Raw genomic sequence first — 15,423 nt, forward strand, 5'->3', positions numbered from 1 at the left:
GGGGCATGAACCGGATTGCTCTCATCGCCCTTCTGGGCAGCCTGACCCTGACCCCGGCGCTGGCCGAGGACGCGCCGGCCGGGCCCGAGGTCGCACCTCCGGCGGCAAAAGACGAGGCGCCCGGGCTGATCGAGCAGGGCGCGCGGCTGTTCCTGCGCGGGCTGATCGAGGAGATCGGGCCGCAGGTCGACGAGATGACGGCGGGGATCGAGGAGGCGGCGCGCAGGCTTGGCCCCGAGCTCGAGCGGTTGCTGGCGCTGGTCGACGACGTGCAGAATTACGAGCCGCCCGAGCGGCTGCCGAACGGCGACATCGTGATCCGCCGCAAGGCCGGTGCGCCGCCGCCCCCGCCCTTGCCCGAGGGCAAGGACACGGCGCCGGACAGCGCGGCGCCTGCGGCACCCGCAGCGCCGCAGATCGAGCTCTGATCAGCCTTCCGGGCGCAGCACCACGGGCGTCGCCTTCAGCGCCGCGGCAAGCGCGCCGAAGCGCGCCTCGACGACCTCGCCGAAAAGCCCCGCGCCGCGCTTCGTCAGCTTCAGCTCGAGCACGTTCTTCTTCGCTTTGTAATCGAGCGCGCCGACATCGGCCGGGTCCTCGATGGTGAACATCGCGGCGAAGCGCATCGCCTTGCCCAGCACCTCGGCCTCCTGGATCTGCTCGGGGGTGAGCAGCGCGAAGAGCGGCTCGAAGCGGGAGCCGGCGCGCGAATTCTTGTAGCGGTGCAGCAGCGCAAGCCCGACGAAGACGCGCTCGGGGTGGCTCAGCGCGGCAAGGTTGGCGCGGGTGACATTGTCGAAACAGGCCTCGGCGCGATAGTCGGGATGGGTGCGCCAGGTGGTGTCGTGCAGCAGGCAGGCGGCGCGGTGCAGGCGGAAGACCTCGGGCGGCACCTCGCCGAAGAGCGGCGCGATGAAGCTGTGCAGCTTCTTGCCGAAGCCCGGCATCCGCGCCATCACCTTCTCCGAGAAGCGGCAGGCCTCGACCAGCGGGTCGCGCTTGCGCAGCCGTTCGGGCATCTGCTCATACAGCAGCCCCTCGCGGATGCCGTAGGAGGAGGTGTCGATCTCCTTCGGGCGGAAGGTCTCGATCAGCTCGCGCAGCACGAGGGCGGCCAGCGGCACGAGCTCCATGCGGGCCTGCGAGGTGCCGGTGCGGGCGCGCAGCATCGCAAGGTCGCTCTTCTCGATCCAGTCGAGCGTCTTCAGCAGGCTTTCGGGCTCCATCCGGTATTCGTGCAGCACCAGAAGCGGATAGTTGCGCCGTTCCATGTCGAGGCGCGCAATGGCGCGCCACGAGCCGCCGACGAGATAGATCCGGTCGTGGTCAGTGCCCACGGCCTGCGCGAGCTCGGCGACGGCGGCGCGGATATGGGCGATCAACTCCTTGCGGCCGCCCTTCACCTGCTGCAGCCGGAACGGGCCGAGCTGCGAGGTGGCGCGACGGCCGACCCGGCCCTCGCCCACTTCGGCAAGCTCCATCGAGTTGCCGCCGATGTCGCAGATCAGCCCCTGCGCCTCGGGCCAGCCCAGAAGCACGCCCTGCGCCGACAGCCGCGCCTCCTCGGCGCCGTCGATGACATGCAGGTGCAGCCCCGTCTCCTTCTCGACAAGGCGCTGGAACTCGGGCCCGTCCTCGGCATCGCGCACCGCGGCAGTGGCGACGCAGGTCAGCGGGCCGATGTCCATGCCCTTCGCCAGCAGCGCAAAGCGCTTGAGCGCGGCAAAGGCGCGTTCGCGGCCCTGCGGGTTCAGCCGGCCGGTTTCGGCCAGCCCCTGGCCGAGGCCCGCCATCACCTTCTCGTTGTAGAAATACGCCGGGCTGCGCGCCGCGCCGTCGAACACCACCATCCGAACCGAGTTCGAACCGACATCCACGACGCCGACGCGGCTGAGCGCGCGGGCGGAGGGGTCGTCGAACAACGGCTTGCCGAATGCATCCCAGTCGTCGGCCAGTGCCTGGCGCGGGGCTTCGGTCTTTCCGATCATCTTTCGTCCTGCCGTGAAAGCGCCTGTGCGCGCCGGTCCAAACTAGCGCCTAGTCGGTGCTGTGGGCAAGCTCGGGCACGTCCTTTGCCCCTGCCGATCCGCGGCCGGAGAGCGAGGGGTTCTCCATGAAGAAGCGGTGGCAGGAGAACAGGTCCTGACCCTCGGGCAGGTGGCGGATGAAGCGGCCGTCGGGCTGCAGGATCCAGCTTTGGGCCTCGTCGGCCATGTTCGCCGCCATGATCTGGCTGAGGATCTGCGCCTTCACCGTGTCGTTCTTCGCCTCGACCAGCGTTTCCACGCGGCGGTTGAGGTTGCGCCCCATCCAGTCGGCCGAGCTGAGGAACACCCGCGCCTTCTTCGAGGGCAGGCCGTGGCCGTTGCCGAAGCAGACGATGCGCGAATGCTCGAGGAAGCGCCCGACGATCGACTTCACCCGGATGTTCTCGCTCAGCCCCTTGATCCCCGGCCGCAGGCCGCAGATGCCGCGGATGACGAGCGAGATCTTCACCCCGGCGGCACTTGCGGCATAGAGCGCGTCGATCACCTCGGGGTCGATCACGCTGTTCATCTTCGCCCAGATCTCGGCCGGGCGGCCCGCCTTCGCATGCTCGCCCTCGGCGCGGATCAGTTCGAGCAGCCGCGGCTTGAGCGAAATCGGCGAGATCGCCAGATTCTCGAGCCCCTCGGGCTGGACGTAGCCCGAGAGGTAGTTGAACACCTTCGTCGCATCGCGGCCAAGCGCCGGATCGCAGGTGAAGAGGCTCAGGTCGGTGTAGATCTTCGCGGTGATCGGGTGGTAGTTGCCGGTGCCGAAATGGGTGTAGGTGACGAGCGCATCGCCCTCGCGCCGCACCACGGTCGAGATCTTCGCATGCGTCTTCAGATGCATGAAGCCATAGACGACATGCGCCCCCGCGCGTTCGAGCCGGCGCGACTGGCGGATGTTCGCAGCCTCGTCGAAGCGTGCCTTCAGCTCCACGAGCGCCATCACCGATTTGCCGTTCTCGGCCGCCTCGCACAGCGCGTCGACGATCGGACTGTCCTTCGAGGTGCGATAGAGCGTCTGCTTGATGGCGAGCACGTTCGGGTCGTTCGCTGCCTGCTGCAGGAAGCGGATGACCATGTCGAAGGTCTCGTAGGGGTGGTGCAGCAGCATGTCCTTCTGCCGGATCGCGGCGAACATGTCGCCGTCGTGATCCTGCACCCGTTCGGGCACGCGCGGGGTGAAGGGCGGCCAGAGCAGGTCGGGGCGCGACGACAGCACCAGTTCCTTCAGGTCGGCGACGCCCAGCAGACCCTTGACCTCGACCACCTCGTCGCGGTCGACGTGCAGCTCGTCCATGATCAGCGAGCGCAGGCTTTCCGGCGCGCCCGAGGTGATCTTCAGCCGGATCACCTGGCCGCGGCGACGCCGCTTCAGCGCGGTCTCGAATTCGCGCACCAGGTCTTCGGCCTCGTCCTCGACCTCGAGGTCGCTGTCGCGCAGCACGCGGAAGGCGCAGGAGCCGGTGTCGGTATAGCCCGGGAAGAGCGAGCCGAGATGCAGCATCAGCAATTCTTCGAGCGGCAGGAAGCGCGCCGCGCCCGGCAGCCGCACGAAGCGGTCGATCTGCTGCGGGATCGGCAACAGCGCCTGCAGCCGGCGCTTGTCGGTCTGCCGCTCGAGTTCCAGCGCCAGGCAGAAGCCGGTGTTCGGGATGAAGGGGAAGGGGTGCGCCGGGTCGATGGCAAGCGGCGAGAGCACCGGGAAGACCTTGGCGAGGAAATGCTCGGCCAGGACGTCGCGGTCCTCCTTGGTCAGCTTGCCGCGGGTCAGGATGTGGATGCCGGCGGCCTCCATGCCCCGGCGCAGCGCGTTCCAGGTGGTCTGCTGCGTCTCCATCAGGCGCCGCGCGTCGGCGTTGATCAGCGTCAGCTGCTCGGACGGCGTCAGCCCGTCGTCCGAGGGGATGACATTGCCCTCGCGCACCAGTTCCATCAGCCCGGCGACGCGCACGGTGTAGAACTCGTCGAGATTGGTGGCCGAGATCGACAGGAAGCGCAGCCGTTCGAGCAGCGGCACCCGCGGGTTCGTGGCCTCTTCGAGCACACGCCAGTTGAAGGCGAGCCAGCTCAGCTCCCGGTTGAAGAAGCGGCGCGGGCCGGTGACCTCCGCGGGCGGAAGCTCGACGGCGGCGGGGAACGGGGTCTTGAGGAAATCTGCCTGGGTCATGGAGCGCTTATGGATCTGAAATGTAATGGCTTGGTGACAGTTTGCGCGTCTCAGCCGAGACTGTCCAGAACCTCGGCGGCGAGCGTGCGGGTGACCGGCCGGCCCTCGGCAACGGCGCGGGCATCGAGCGCGGCGACAAGCCTGCGCGCGGTGCCGAGCGAGCGGTCCATGCGGGTCACGAGCCAGGGGATCAGACTGTGCGGCACCTTGGTCTGGCGGTCGGCGAACAGCTTGACCAGCACCGCGGACAAAAGCGCGTCATCGGGCGGCGTGATCCGCACCGAGGCGGTGGCCTCCATCCGGCTGGCAAGGTCGGCGAGCGTCAGGCCCCAGTCGCGCGGCGGGGCCGCGGCGGTCAGCAGCAGCCGCCCGCCCTCGGCCTGCATCAGGTTGTGCAGGTGAAAGAGCGCGGCCTGTGCGACGGGGCTCGCCGCCACGCGCTGCGCATCCTCGACGACGCAGGCGCCGGCGCGGACGAGGGCAGGGGCGGCCTCGTCGGTCAGGCTGGCGGCGGCGACGATCGGCGCGCCGCCCTGCGCCTCGGCCCAGATCGCGGCGAGATGCGACTTGCCCGCGCCCTCGGGCCCGATCAGCAGCATCCGCCCCGAGGGCCAGGCCTCGGGCGCATCAAGCGTCGCGAGCGCGAGCGCGTTCGCGGGGGCGACGAAGAAATCGTCGCGGCCCCGTGCAGAGCGCACGGGCAGGTCGAGGATCAACTGGCGGATCATCTCAGGCGCCTTCCGTTTCGTCGGCGAGGGTCGCGGGCTGGTCTTGCAGCGCCTCGAGCCCCCGGTAGAGCCGGCCCTCCAGATACCGATCAAGCGCGAAACGGGCAAGCACCCCGATCACCGCGGCGACCGGCACCGCGACCAGCATGCCGACAAAGCCGAAGAGCGTGCCGAAGGCAGAGAGCGCGAAGATCAGCCACAGCGGGTGCAGCCCGACTGACGAGCCGACGAGGCGCGGGGTGATCACGTTGCCTTCGAGGAACTGGCCGGCGACGAAGATCCCGGCGATGATGCCGATCGACATCCAGTCGCCCCAGAACTGGTAAAGCGCCAGCCCGATCGACAGCACGCCACCGATCACCGCGCCGACATAGGGAATGAAGGTCAGCCCGCCGGCGATCGCCCCGGCGATCAGGCCGAAGTTCAGCCCCGCAAGCATCAGCGCGATGGCATAGAAGCTGCCGAGGATCACACAGACCGAGACCTGCCCGCGCACGAAGCCCGACAGCACCTTGTCGATCTGCCGCGCGATGGCGCGGACCTGCGGGGCATGGTCGCGCGGCAGCCAGCCGTCCACCTTGGCCACCATCCGGTCCCAGTCGAGCAGCATGTAGAAGGCGACGACCGGCACGACGACGATGAAGACGACGAAGTTCACCACGCTCATCGCCGAGCTGAGCACGGTTTGTGCGAGCTCGCCGCCGCGCGCCTTCACCGCCTCGCCGAGCGACAAGAGCGTCTCGTTCACCACCGAACCGGGTTCCATCATCGACGGGAAGCGGGCGGTGAGAAATTCCTGCAGGTGCAGCGCCATCTCGGGCGCGGTGGCGACGAGCTGGCTGAGCTGGCGCACCAGCATCGGGATGACGGCAAGGCCGATCACCACGAAGACGAGGGTGGCAACGAGGGCGATGGTGGCGGTGGCAAGCGCCCGCGACAGGCCCATCCGCTCGAGCCGGTCGGCGAGCGGGTCAAGGAAATAGGCGATCGCGCCGCCCACCAGAAAGGGCAGGATCACCGCGCCAAGCCACCACAGCGCGGCGAAGAAGATCACCGCGGCGATGCCCCAGTACGTCAGTTGCGCGCGTGCGGGCAAGGTCATGGCTCCTCCGGTCGGGCAGTCCCTCTCAGATTGCCGTTCCGGCGCGGATTTTCAAGCCCGTGCCGCGCTGCGGCGTCAGGACAGGCGCTCGATCGCCATCGCCGTGGCCTCGCCGCCGCCGATGCACAGAGAGGCGACGCCGCGGGCAAGGCCGTGGGTTTCAAGCGCCGCAAGCAGCGTCACCAGCACCCGCGCCCCCGAGGCGCCGATCGGATGGCCGAGCGCGCAGGCCCCGCCATGCACGTTGACCTTGTCATGCGGCAGGTCGAGATCGCGCATCGCCGCCATGGCAACGACGGCGAAGGCCTCGTTCACCTCGAAGAGGTCGACATCGCGCAGATCCCAGCCGGTCTTCTGCGCGAGCTTGCGCATCGCGCCGATCGGCGCGGTCGGGAACAGGTTCGGCCGGTCGGCATGGGTGATGTGGCCGACGATGCGCGCGCGCGGGCGCAGACCGCGCCGCTCCGCCTCGGAGGCGCGCATCAGCAGCAGCGCCGCCGCCCCGTCGGAAATCGACGAGCTGTTCGCCGCGGTGACCGTGCCGCCCGGGCGGAAGGCGGGCTTCAGCCCGGCGATCTTGTCGGGCCGGGCCTTGCCGGGCTGTTCGTCGGTGTCGATCCGCGCCTCGGTCCGGCCCTGTTTCACCGTGACCGGGGCGATCTCGCCCGCGAAGCGGCCCTCGCGGATCGCCGCCTGCGCACGGGCCAGCGAGGCGAGCGCGAAGGCGTCCTGCGCCTCGCGGCTGAACTGATAGGCCTCGGCGCACTCCTCGGCGAAGGTGCCCATCAGGCGGCCGCGGTCATAGGCATCCTCGAGCCCGTCGAGGAACATGTGGTCAAGGACCGCGCCATGGCCCATGCGCAGCCCGCCGCGCGCCTGCGGCAGCAGATAGGGGGCGTTCGACATGCTCTCCATGCCGCCCGCGACGACGATCTCCGCCCCGCCGGCGACGATCTGGTCATGGGCCAGCATCGCGGCCTTCATCCCCGAGCCGCACATCTTGTTCACTGTGGTCGCGCCGGCGCCGAGCGGCAGCCCGGCGGTGAGTGCCGCCTGCCGCGCCGGAGCCTGGCCCTGGCCCGCGGGCAGGACGCAGCCCATCACCACCTCCTCGACCGCCTCCGGGGCAAGCCCCGCGCCGGCCAGCGCCGCGGCAATCGCCGCTGCGCCCAGCTCGGCGGCGGTGGCGCCCGACAGGTCGCCCTGGAACCCGCCCATCGGCGTGCGCGCCGCACCGACGATCACGATCGGATCGCGCTCCATCCCTGCGGCGCCGCTCATTTCGGCGCCATCCGCAGCGCGCCGTCGAGGCGAATCACCTCGCCGTTCAGCATCCGGTTCTCGCAGATGTGGCGCACCAGTGCCGCATATTCCGCGGGCAGGCCAAGCCGGGCCGGGAAGGGCACCGAGGCGCCAAGGCTCGCCTGCACCTCCTCGGGCAGCCCGGCCATCATCGGCGTGCGGAAGATGCCCGGCGCGATGGTGACGACACGGATGCCGCTGCGGGCCAGCTCGCGCGCCGCGGGCAGGGTCAGCGCCGCGACGCCACCCTTCGAGGCGGCATAGGCGGCCTGGCCGATCTGCCCGTCGAAGGCCGCGATCGAGGCGGTGTTGACGATCACCCCGCGCTCGCCATCCTCGCCCGCGGGGTTGCCGGCCATCGCGGCGGCAGCCAGACGCATCATGTTGAAGGTGCCGATCAGGTTCACCCGGATCGCGCGCTCGAAACTTTCCAGCGCATGCGGGCCCTCGCGGCCGAGGATCTTCTCGCCCGGGGCGATGCCGGCGCAGTTTACCAGCGCATCGACCCGCCCGAAGGCGTCGCGTGCCGCCACAAGAGCCGCCGTCCCCTCGGCCTCGCTCGTCACGTCGGTGCGCTGGAACCGCGCGGCATCGCCCAGCTCCGCTGCGCTCGCTGCCCCCGCCTCGGCGTTGACATCGAGCAGGACGGCCCTCCCGCCGCCTGAAACCACCATTTGCGCCACCGCGGCGCCGAGCCCCGAGCCCGCGCCGGTGATCAGGAACACCCGACCCTCGATCTGCATTGTCTCCTCCCTCTCGTGGCCGGGGCGCCGCAGCGCACCGGGCCGGGGACAGGATCGCGCGGCACGAGGGTTGCAGACAATGACATTGCGGATCACATTGCGTGATCGGAAATGCCATGATACGCGAAAGGGGGCGGAGGCGATGGAACGGCGGATGATCGCGCCCGGCTTTGTCGAGGATGCGCTCGCCTGCCTTGCCGCGCAGGGGATCGAGGCGGGGCCATTGCTGCGCAAGGTCGGGCTGCCCGCGGTGGTGGCAGATCCGATCACCGGGGCCGAGTTCGGTGCGCTCTGGCTCGCCATGGCCGAGGCCGCGCGCGACGAGTTCTTCGGCCTCGGCGCGCGGCCGATGCGGCCGGGCAGTTTCGCGCTGATGTGTCAGGCGGCGCTGCACACCGGCACGCTCGGCCATGCGCTGCGCCGGGCGCTGCGGTTTCTGAACGTGGTGCTCGACGAGCCGCAGGGCCGGCTTGTCGTGCACGGCACCGAGGCCGAGGTGGTGCTGTCCTCGGCCGCGCCGCGCAGCGCCTTCGCCTATCGCACCTATTGGCTGATCCTGCTCGGCCTTGCCTGCTGGCTGATCGGCCGGCGCATCCCGCTGCGGCAGGTGGAATTCGCCTGTCCGGCGCCGGCGCATCGGGTCGATTACCGGCTGTTCTTCGGTGCGCCGGTGCATTTCGACCGCAAGGCGAGCCGGCTGCGCTTTGACGCGGCTTACCTTGCGCTGCCGGTGATCCGCTCGGAACGTGCGCTGAAGGTGTTCCTGCGCGGGGCGCCGGCGAACCTGCTGGTGCGCTATCGCCACGATGCGGGGCTGGCGGCGCGGCTGCGGGCCGAGTTGCGCGCCGCGCCGCCCGGGCAATGGCCGGGGGTCGAGGAGGTGGCGGCGCGCTTCGGCCTGTCGCCCGCGACGCTGCGTCGCCATCTGCGCGCCGAGGGGCAGGGCTTTGCCGCGATCCGCGACGAGGTGCGTGCCGTCGCGGCGCAGCGGCTGTTGCGCGAGAGCGCCCGCCCCGTCGCCGCAATCGCGGCCGATCTGGGCTATAGCGAACCGGCGGCCTTCCACCGTGCCTTTCGCAAATGGACCGGGCTCAGCCCCGGCGCCTTCCGCGCCACTGCGGCCACAGGTTAGCGGCCACAGGCTAGCGGTTGCGGGCGGCGCGCAGCGTGGCCGAGGGCGTCTCGCCGAAGCGCGCGGCATAGCCGGTGGAAAAGCGCCCCAGATGCACGAAGCCCCATTTCATTGCGACCGCGGTGACGGTGGTGTCCTCGGCCGCCGCCCGCAGCTCGCGCCGCGCGCCGTCGAAGCGCTGCCGGCGCAGCCAGTCGACCGGGCCGAGGCCCACGCTTTGGGTGAAGGCGCGGCGCAACTCGGCCACCGGCACGCCGAGCTCGCGCGCGAGCACCGTCACCGAAGGGGTTTCCAGCTCGCCCCGCCGCAGCAGCGTCTCGGCACGGCGAAACAGCCGGTAGTCGTGCCGCGCCGGTGCGCCGTGGAAGGCCGCACCGAAGCGGGCGCGCTGCCACAGCTTGCCGAGGTTGTAGAAGGCAAGCTCGGGGATCAGCGCCGAGACCGCCCCGGGCGCGTCGAGCAGCATCACGAACCACTCGGCCAGCGCGCGCATCTCGGCGGCCTCGGGCAGCGCGAGGAAGGCCGCATCCAGCGCCATCCGCGCCGCGGGCACGCCCTGATCGGCGGCGAAGGCCTCGGCATCGGCCTCGACCATCAGGATCTCGGTGCCGGCCGGCAGTTCCGCCAGATGCTCCTCGCCGCCGCGGATGAAGCCGGTGAGCCCGCCGGCGCAGGCCTCGGCGTTGAAGCGCCAGGGCGCGGGAGCGGCGAGCGCCTGCACGAAGATCACCTTGCCCTCGGGCGGCGCCGTGCTCTGCTCGACGCCGATTTCGAGCCGCTCGCGCCAGATCGTCAGCCCGGGCAGGGAAAGCCGGTCGATCGCGCCGCGATAGGTGCCGGGCTCGCTTTGCACATAGCGCTGTGACCAGCCGTCCAGACCGCGCTCCTGCTCGGCGCTGTCGCGGAAGGTCTGCACGCTGCGGCTGGCGGGAATCGGCTCCATGGCGGCACCGGGGGTGAGGGGACGGGGACCTCTCCATCGCCGGGCCGTGGCCGGACCGTGTAAAGATGTCGCACCCCGGCGCGGGGGCGGAAACCGGCGCCGCCCGGAATTTGGGCGCCCCCGCGCCGCCTCTGCGCGATTCGCGACCGGGACCCGGTTCGGCGCGTCGGAAGCGGTTTTCGAATCGCCCGGATATTGGGCGAAAATACCCGGCGCGGGTGGATAGCGGGGAAAGCGCGGCCGCCGCTAGCCTGATCACGGGACCTTCATGGAAGGAGAGAAACCGTGACCGAAACGCCCCAAGCCCGCCGCCGCCTGCGGCCCCTTGCGCTGGCCCTGCCGCTGGCGCTGAGCCTTGCGCCCGCGCTTCATGCCGAGGATTTCGTGCCCGAGGTGGTGACCGCGAAGGAGACCATCGACCCCGGCGCGAATGTCTTCGTGTCGCAGCAGCAATGGATCGGCGCGGGCTCGATCGCGGTCTTCGATCAGGCGACGCTGACGCTGAAGGCGCTGCTGCCGACGGGCTCGATGCACCAGATGGTGATTTCGGCAGATGGCAAGAGAGCCTTCGCGCAATCCTCCTTCCCGAAGCGGATCACCTATGGTCCGAACGAGATGGTGCTGACCTCCTATGACGTGACCACCGCCAAGGTCGGGCCCGAGGTGGTGCTGCCGCCGAAGGCGGCGATGGCGCTCGGCTATACGCCGCTGCTGCGGCAGACCGGCGACGGGAAGTTCGTGCTGGTGCAGAACGCCACCCCGGCCTCCTCGATCACCGTCGTCGACCCGGCGGCGGGCACGGTGGCGCAGGAGATCCCGACGCCCGGCTGCTGGGCGATCTTCGCCGCTCCGACCGGCGCGGCCTTCTCGACGATCTGCGGCGACGGCACCTTCGCCACCTATGCGCTGTCGGCCGATGGCAAGAGCGCCGAGAAGGCGGTGAGCAAGCCGGTCTTCGACCCGGAAAAGGACCCGATCTTCATCGAGGGCGCGCGGGTCGGTGACATGCTTTATTTCGTCACCTATTCGGGCAAGCTGATCGGGCTGAAGGACAGCGGCGCGGCGATCGAGAAGGTGTCGGAAACCGATCTCGTCGCCAGCGTCGCGGGCGGCTGGGCGCCGGGCGGCTACGAGTTGCTGGGGGCGAACCCGGCCAAGGGCGTGCTCTTCCTGTCGATGCACCCGGACGCCAAGGATGGCAGCCACAAGGCGGCCTCGAAGGAGGTCTGGGCGATCGAGCTGGCCAGTGGCAAGGTGCTCGCGCGCTCCGAGGCCGAGGGGCTGACCTCGCTTGCCGTCACCCCGGGGGCGACGCCGCTCGTCTTCGGCACCTCGGAAGAGGGCAAGCTCTTCAAGTTCACCGTGGGCGACGACTTCAAGCTGACCAAGGCGGGCGAGGCGGGGCTCGCGGGCTTTGCCATGCAGCTCGCGGTGGTCGAATGAGCGGCGCCGGGATCGAGGCGGCCGGGATCGGGGCGCTGGCCTCGGCGGCGGTCGCGGCCTTTGCGGCGTTCCTCTTTGCCCGGGCGGCGCTGCACAAGGCGTGGGATTTCACCGCCTTCACCGGCTTCGTGCAGGACTATCGGCTGCTGCCCGAGGCGCTGGTGCGCCTTGCCGCGGCGGCGCTGCTGCTGGCCGAGGGGCTTGTGGTTGCGGCGATGCTGATCCCCGGCGCGCGCGCCTTCGGGCTGGTGCTCGGGGCGGGGCTGCTGCTTGGCTATGGCATCGCGATGGCGGTGAATGTCGCGCGCGGCCGGCGCCACATCGAATGCGGCTGCGGTGGCGCGGTGCAGCCGGTGACCCCGGCGCTGCTCGCCCGCAACGCCGTGCTGGCGCTCCTGCTGATCGCGGGCGCGCTTGCCCCCGCCGCCCCCCTCGGGCTTGCCGAAGCCGCCGCGGCCATCGCCGCGGGGCTGATCGCCTTCGCCGGCTATCTGATGGCCGACCAGCTTCTCTCGAACGCCGCCTATCTGGTGCGGCGCGAACAAGGAACCCTGCAATGACTGCCCTGACCTTTCTCGTGGCCGTGCTTTTCGCGATGGTGATCGCGCTGACCGTGGCCGTCTTCGCGCTTGCCCGGCAGGTGGGCGTGCTGTTCGAGCGGATCGCCCCGATGGGGGCGCTGGTGAACGACTCGGGGCCGCAGATCGGCGCTGCCTCGCCGCGCTTCACGCTGCCCTCGCTGACCGCGACCGGACCCGTCACCATCGGCCCGCGCGAGGGGCGCGCGACGCTTGTCTTCTTCCTCTCGCCCACGTGCCCGGTGTGCAAGAAGCTGCTGCCGATCCTGAAATCGGCGCGCAGCGGCGAGGCCGGCTGGCTGGACATCGTGCTGGCCTCGGACGGCGACGAGGCGAAGCTCGCGCGCTTCATCGGCACCGCCGATCTCGCGGCCTTCCCCTTCGTCAACTCGACCGAGCTCGGCCTTGCCTATCGCGTCTCGCGTCTGCCCTTCGCGGTGCTGATCGCGCCCGATGGGACGATCCGCTCGAAGGGGCTGATCAACTCGCGCGAGCAGCTCGACAGCCTGTTCAACGCCCACGAGATGGGGGTCGACTCGATCCAGTCCTGGCTCGACCGCCCCGCAATCACCGCCTGAGGAGAGACCATGAGCATTTTCGACAAGATCACCGACTGGATGGACCGCATGACCGAGGTCTCGGTGCGCGGCGTGGCCTCCACCACCGGGCGACGCAGCTTCCTTGCCAGGGCCGGGCTTGGCCTCGTGGGTGCGGCGGTGATGCCGGTGCTGCCCTTCGACCGCACCTTCGGTGGCTCGGGCGGCATGGCGCTGGCCGCGACGGCGGATGGCGACGAGTTCAGCTGCGACTACTGGCGCTATTGCGCGCTCGACGGCAACCTGTGCAACAGCTGTGGCGGCACGCTGACGCAATGCCCGCCGGGCTCCGAGGTGTCGAAGGTGAGCTGGGTCGGCACCTGCCGCAACCCGACCGACGGCAAGGACTACCTTGTCAGCTACAACGACTGCTGCGGCCGGGCGGAATGCGACAACGCTCCGTTCTGCAACGCGAACCAGGGCGAGCGGCCCGGCTATCGCATGGGCCTGCACAACGACATCAACTGGTGCATGGCGAACGCGAGCCAGGGCTATCACTGCACGGTCGCGGTGCTGGTGGGGATCGCCGAATGATCCTGCGGGCAACGATCGCGGGGGCCGTTCTGGCCCTCGCTCCCCTGACCCCGGCGCTTGCGGCCGACGGCGCGGCGGTCTTTGCCGATGTCTGCACCGCCTGCCATGGCGCAAACGGTGTCGGCACCCCCGGGCTGGCGCCGCCGCTCGCCGATCCGCCGCTGTGGGACCGGCTGGGCGAGCGGGCGCCGGCCTTCCTCTCGGGCGTGCTGATCTCGGGGCTGTCGGGCACGCTGATGTCGCAGGGCGTGGGCTATTACGGCCTCGTCATGCCGAGCCAGCGCGACCTGAGTGACGCAGAACTGGCGGCGGTGGCAAGCTATGTGCTCGGCACCATCGCCGGCACCGGGATGCAGGTCACGGTGGACGAGATCACGGCCGCGCGCGCCGCGGCCCCCGGGCACAAGGCGCTGATGGAGATGCGGGGAGGCGGGATGTGAGACGGACGCTTGCGGCACTGATCCTGTGCCTTGCCGCCGGGCAGGCGGGGGCCGGGGGCTATACGGCGCGCACCAATTACATGCTGCGCTGCACCGGCTGCCATGGCCTTGACGGCGCCGGCAGCGAACAGGCCGGCATCCCCGACTTCCGCGGCTATGTCGGCTCTTTCGCGCGCACGGAAACCGGGCGCACCTATCTGATGCATGTGCCCGGCGTGGTGAACTCCTCGCTCTCGGATGGCGAGATCGCGGCGGTGATGAACTATGTGATGGAGAGCTATGCCGGCGCCTCGAAGGCGGCCGATGCGGCGCCCTTCACCCCCGAGGAGGTGGCGGTGCTGCGCGCGGTGCCGGTGGCCGATGTCGTGGCGCTGCGCCGCGAGGTGGTTGCGGGCTGCACGCAGGCGGGCTGGCCGGTTGCGGGCTACCCCTGGCCCTGAGCCGGCGCGCCCCGCAACGCAAAAGGCCCCCGGGCAGTGCCGGGGGCCTTTGTCGTTTTCGGTTCGCGCTCAGGCTCAGAGCTTGCCGGCGCGCTGCTGGATCATCATGAAGGTGTCGTAGTTGTAATCCGCCACCTGCGCCCAGAGGTAATGCTCGGCGCGGAAGTCCTTGATCGAGCCCCAGATCTTCTTGAACATCGGGTTCGTGGCTTCCATCTCGGCATAGACCTCGTTCGCCGCGTCGAAGCAGGCCGAGAGGATCTCCTGCGAGAACGGCCGCAGCTGCGCGCCATTCGCGATCAGCGATTTCAGCGCCTTCGGGTTCTTCCAGTCGTATTTCTGCAGCATGTCGGCGTCGGTCGCCTGGCAGGCCGTGTGCAGCAGCGACTGATAGACCTTCGGCAGGCCCTCGTAGGCGGCCTTGTTGAACATGAAATGGACGGTCGGGCCGCCTTCCCACCAGCCAGGATAGTAGTAGTAGGGCGCGACCTTGTAGAAGCCGAGCTTCTCGTCGTCATAGGGGCCGACCCATTCGGTGCCGTCGATCGTGCCCTTCTCGAGCGCCGGGTAGATGTCGCCGCCGGCGATCTGCTGCGGCACCACGCCAAGGCGCTCCATCACCTTGCCGGCGAAGCCGCCGACGCGCATCTTCAGCCCCTTCATGTCGGCGACGGTGTTGATTTCCTTGCGGAACCAGCCGCCCATCTGCGCGCCGGTATTGCCGCCCGGCAGCGCGAAGAGGCCCTGCGTCGCCATGAACTCGTTGTACAGGTCGATGCCGCCGCCATGATACTGCCAGGCGTTCATGCCGCGCGCGTTGAGCGCGAAGGGCACGTCGGCGGCCAGCGCCCAGGTCGGATCCTTGCCCCAGTAGTAATAGGCGACGGTGTGGCAGGCCTCGACCGTGCCGGCAGCGGCGGCATCGGCCGCCTGCAGCCCGCCGACGATCTCGCCCGCGGCGAAGACCTGGATCTGGAAATTGCCGTCGGTCGCTTCCGAAAGCATCTGCGACAGCACCTCGGCCGCGCCGTAGATGGTGTCGAGCGATTTCGGGAAGGACGAGGTCAGCCGCCAGGTCACTTTCGGCATCGACTGCGCGAGGGCGGGGGCGGCAAGGGTGGCGGCCGCGCCACCGAGCGTGCCGCCAACCGCGGCCTTGGTCAGAAATGAACGACGATCCATGAAACTCCTCCCGGGTGTCCGTTCCGCCCTCCGGTCCGTTTCCGGCTCCTCTCCGGAAGG

16 protein-coding genes are annotated in these 15,423 nt (G+C 69.9%); 8 read left to right on the top strand and 8 right to left on the bottom strand.

Annotation, left to right across the window (positions count from 1 at the left end; all coding sequences use genetic code 11):
- The first annotated feature begins 5 nt into the window (after positions 1-5).
- Positions 6-428, top strand: coding sequence for an AAA+ family ATPase (locus EOW66_RS14450; protein WP_128157010.1), 423 nt, complete (start codon positions 6-8; stop codon positions 426-428).
- On the opposite strand, the gene EOW66_RS14455 is transcribed toward EOW66_RS14450, so the two are convergent.
- From EOW66_RS14455 to EOW66_RS14480, 6 genes are all read right to left on the bottom strand, one after another.
- A complete protein-coding gene (locus EOW66_RS14455; protein ID WP_128157011.1) occupies positions 429-1,988 on the bottom strand; it encodes a Ppx/GppA family phosphatase in 1,560 nt (519 codons plus the stop codon).
- Between the two features lie 49 nt (positions 1,989-2,037).
- On the bottom strand, positions 2,038-4,200 hold the full coding sequence (locus EOW66_RS14460) for an RNA degradosome polyphosphate kinase (protein WP_128157012.1): 2,163 nt from the start codon (positions 4,198-4,200) through the stop codon (positions 2,038-2,040).
- Positions 4,201-4,250: 50 nt separating this feature from the next.
- On the bottom strand, positions 4,251-4,928 hold the full coding sequence (locus EOW66_RS14465) for a DnaA ATPase domain-containing protein (RefSeq protein WP_113899043.1): 678 nt from the start codon (positions 4,926-4,928) through the stop codon (positions 4,251-4,253).
- A gap of 1 nt (position 4,929) precedes the next feature.
- On the bottom strand, positions 4,930-6,030 hold the full coding sequence (locus EOW66_RS14470) for an AI-2E family transporter (RefSeq protein ID WP_128157013.1): 1,101 nt from the start codon (positions 6,028-6,030) through the stop codon (positions 4,930-4,932).
- Between the two features lie 75 nt (positions 6,031-6,105).
- Positions 6,106-7,293 (bottom strand): acetyl-CoA C-acyltransferase, encoded by a 1,188-nt coding sequence (locus EOW66_RS14475; RefSeq protein ID WP_128157061.1) that lies wholly within the window; start codon positions 7,291-7,293, stop codon positions 6,106-6,108.
- Positions 7,294-7,307: 14 nt separating this feature from the next.
- Positions 7,308-8,075, bottom strand: coding sequence for an SDR family NAD(P)-dependent oxidoreductase (locus EOW66_RS14480; protein WP_128157014.1), 768 nt, complete (start codon positions 8,073-8,075; stop codon positions 7,308-7,310).
- A 142-nt stretch (positions 8,076-8,217) separates the two neighbouring features.
- Here EOW66_RS14480 and EOW66_RS14485 point away from each other — a divergent pair, with 142 nt between their 5' ends.
- Complete coding sequence (locus EOW66_RS14485; RefSeq protein ID WP_128157015.1) at positions 8,218-9,207, top strand: AraC family transcriptional regulator; 990 nt, start codon at positions 8,218-8,220, stop codon at positions 9,205-9,207.
- 10 nt (positions 9,208-9,217) lie between these two features.
- Here the strand turns inward: EOW66_RS14485 and EOW66_RS14490 are convergent, their stop codons facing one another.
- Positions 9,218-10,150: a helix-turn-helix domain-containing protein gene (locus tag EOW66_RS14490; protein WP_128157016.1), complete on the bottom strand. Its 933-nt coding sequence runs from the start codon at positions 10,148-10,150 to the stop codon at positions 9,218-9,220.
- A gap of 285 nt (positions 10,151-10,435) precedes the next feature.
- Here EOW66_RS14490 and EOW66_RS14495 point away from each other — a divergent pair, with 285 nt between their 5' ends.
- From EOW66_RS14495 to EOW66_RS20425, 6 genes are read left to right on the top strand one after another with little or no spacing between them, the layout of a single operon-like run.
- The gene (locus EOW66_RS14495; RefSeq protein ID WP_128157017.1) at positions 10,436-11,593 is read left to right on the top strand and encodes an amine dehydrogenase large subunit; all 1,158 of its coding nucleotides are present in this window, start codon (positions 10,436-10,438) and stop codon (positions 11,591-11,593) included.
- The gene (locus EOW66_RS14500; protein WP_128157018.1) at positions 11,590-12,153 is read left to right on the top strand and encodes a MauE/DoxX family redox-associated membrane protein; all 564 of its coding nucleotides are present in this window, start codon (positions 11,590-11,592) and stop codon (positions 12,151-12,153) included. Before EOW66_RS14495 ends, EOW66_RS14500 begins: the two co-directional genes overlap by 4 nt.
- On the top strand, positions 12,150-12,749 hold the full coding sequence (locus EOW66_RS14505) for a thioredoxin-like domain-containing protein (RefSeq protein WP_128157019.1): 600 nt from the start codon (positions 12,150-12,152) through the stop codon (positions 12,747-12,749). Before EOW66_RS14500 ends, EOW66_RS14505 begins: the two co-directional genes overlap by 4 nt.
- A 9-nt stretch (positions 12,750-12,758) precedes the next feature.
- On the top strand, positions 12,759-13,301 hold the full coding sequence (locus EOW66_RS14510) for a methylamine dehydrogenase light chain (RefSeq protein WP_128157020.1): 543 nt from the start codon (positions 12,759-12,761) through the stop codon (positions 13,299-13,301).
- Positions 13,298-13,741, top strand: a complete 444-nt coding sequence (locus tag EOW66_RS14515; RefSeq protein WP_128157021.1) for a c-type cytochrome — start codon at positions 13,298-13,300, stop codon at positions 13,739-13,741. The genes EOW66_RS14510 and EOW66_RS14515 overlap by 4 nt, the downstream gene beginning before the upstream one ends.
- On the top strand, positions 13,738-14,181 hold the full coding sequence (locus EOW66_RS20425; protein WP_164881137.1) for a c-type cytochrome: 444 nt from the start codon (positions 13,738-13,740) through the stop codon (positions 14,179-14,181). Before EOW66_RS14515 ends, EOW66_RS20425 begins: the two co-directional genes overlap by 4 nt.
- Before the next feature lie 75 nt (positions 14,182-14,256).
- Here the strand turns inward: EOW66_RS20425 and EOW66_RS14525 are convergent, their stop codons facing one another.
- Complete coding sequence (locus tag EOW66_RS14525) at positions 14,257-15,363, bottom strand: TRAP transporter substrate-binding protein (RefSeq protein ID WP_128157022.1); 1,107 nt, start codon at positions 15,361-15,363, stop codon at positions 14,257-14,259.
- Positions 15,364-15,423 lie beyond the last annotated feature (60 nt).

Origin of the sequence: Paenirhodobacter huangdaonensis (assembly GCF_004022465.1) — a bacterium.
Classification (GTDB): domain Bacteria; phylum Pseudomonadota; class Alphaproteobacteria; order Rhodobacterales; family Rhodobacteraceae; genus Rhodobacter; species Rhodobacter huangdaonensis.

What these genes read in the sequence shown, in the direction of transcription:
- EOW66_RS14450 (WP_128157010.1), top strand. Translation starts at nt 6, where the DNA reads ATGAACCGGATTGCTCTCATCGCCCTTCTGGGCAGCCTGACCCTGACC.
- EOW66_RS14455 (WP_128157011.1), bottom strand. Translation starts at nt 1,988, where the DNA reads ATGATCGGAAAGACCGAAGCCCCGCGCCAGGCACTGGCCGACGACTGG.
- EOW66_RS14460 (WP_128157012.1), bottom strand. Translation starts at nt 4,200, where the DNA reads ATGACCCAGGCAGATTTCCTCAAGACCCCGTTCCCCGCCGCCGTCGAG.
- EOW66_RS14465 (WP_113899043.1), bottom strand. Translation starts at nt 4,928, where the DNA reads ATGATCCGCCAGTTGATCCTCGACCTGCCCGTGCGCTCTGCACGGGGC.
- EOW66_RS14470 (WP_128157013.1), bottom strand. Translation starts at nt 6,030, where the DNA reads ATGACCTTGCCCGCACGCGCGCAACTGACGTACTGGGGCATCGCCGCG.
- EOW66_RS14475 (WP_128157061.1), bottom strand. Translation starts at nt 7,293, where the DNA reads ATGGAGCGCGATCCGATCGTGATCGTCGGTGCGGCGCGCACGCCGATG.
- EOW66_RS14480 (WP_128157014.1), bottom strand. Translation starts at nt 8,075, where the DNA reads ATGCAGATCGAGGGTCGGGTGTTCCTGATCACCGGCGCGGGCTCGGGG.
- EOW66_RS14485 (WP_128157015.1), top strand. Translation starts at nt 8,218, where the DNA reads ATGGAACGGCGGATGATCGCGCCCGGCTTTGTCGAGGATGCGCTCGCC.
- EOW66_RS14490 (WP_128157016.1), bottom strand. Translation starts at nt 10,150, where the DNA reads ATGGAGCCGATTCCCGCCAGCCGCAGCGTGCAGACCTTCCGCGACAGC.
- EOW66_RS14500 (WP_128157018.1), top strand. Translation starts at nt 11,590, where the DNA reads ATGAGCGGCGCCGGGATCGAGGCGGCCGGGATCGGGGCGCTGGCCTCG.
- EOW66_RS14505 (WP_128157019.1), top strand. Translation starts at nt 12,150, where the DNA reads ATGACTGCCCTGACCTTTCTCGTGGCCGTGCTTTTCGCGATGGTGATC.
- EOW66_RS14510 (WP_128157020.1), top strand. Translation starts at nt 12,759, where the DNA reads ATGAGCATTTTCGACAAGATCACCGACTGGATGGACCGCATGACCGAG.
- EOW66_RS14515 (WP_128157021.1), top strand. Translation starts at nt 13,298, where the DNA reads ATGATCCTGCGGGCAACGATCGCGGGGGCCGTTCTGGCCCTCGCTCCC.
- EOW66_RS14525 (WP_128157022.1), bottom strand. Translation starts at nt 15,363, where the DNA reads ATGGATCGTCGTTCATTTCTGACCAAGGCCGCGGTTGGCGGCACGCTC.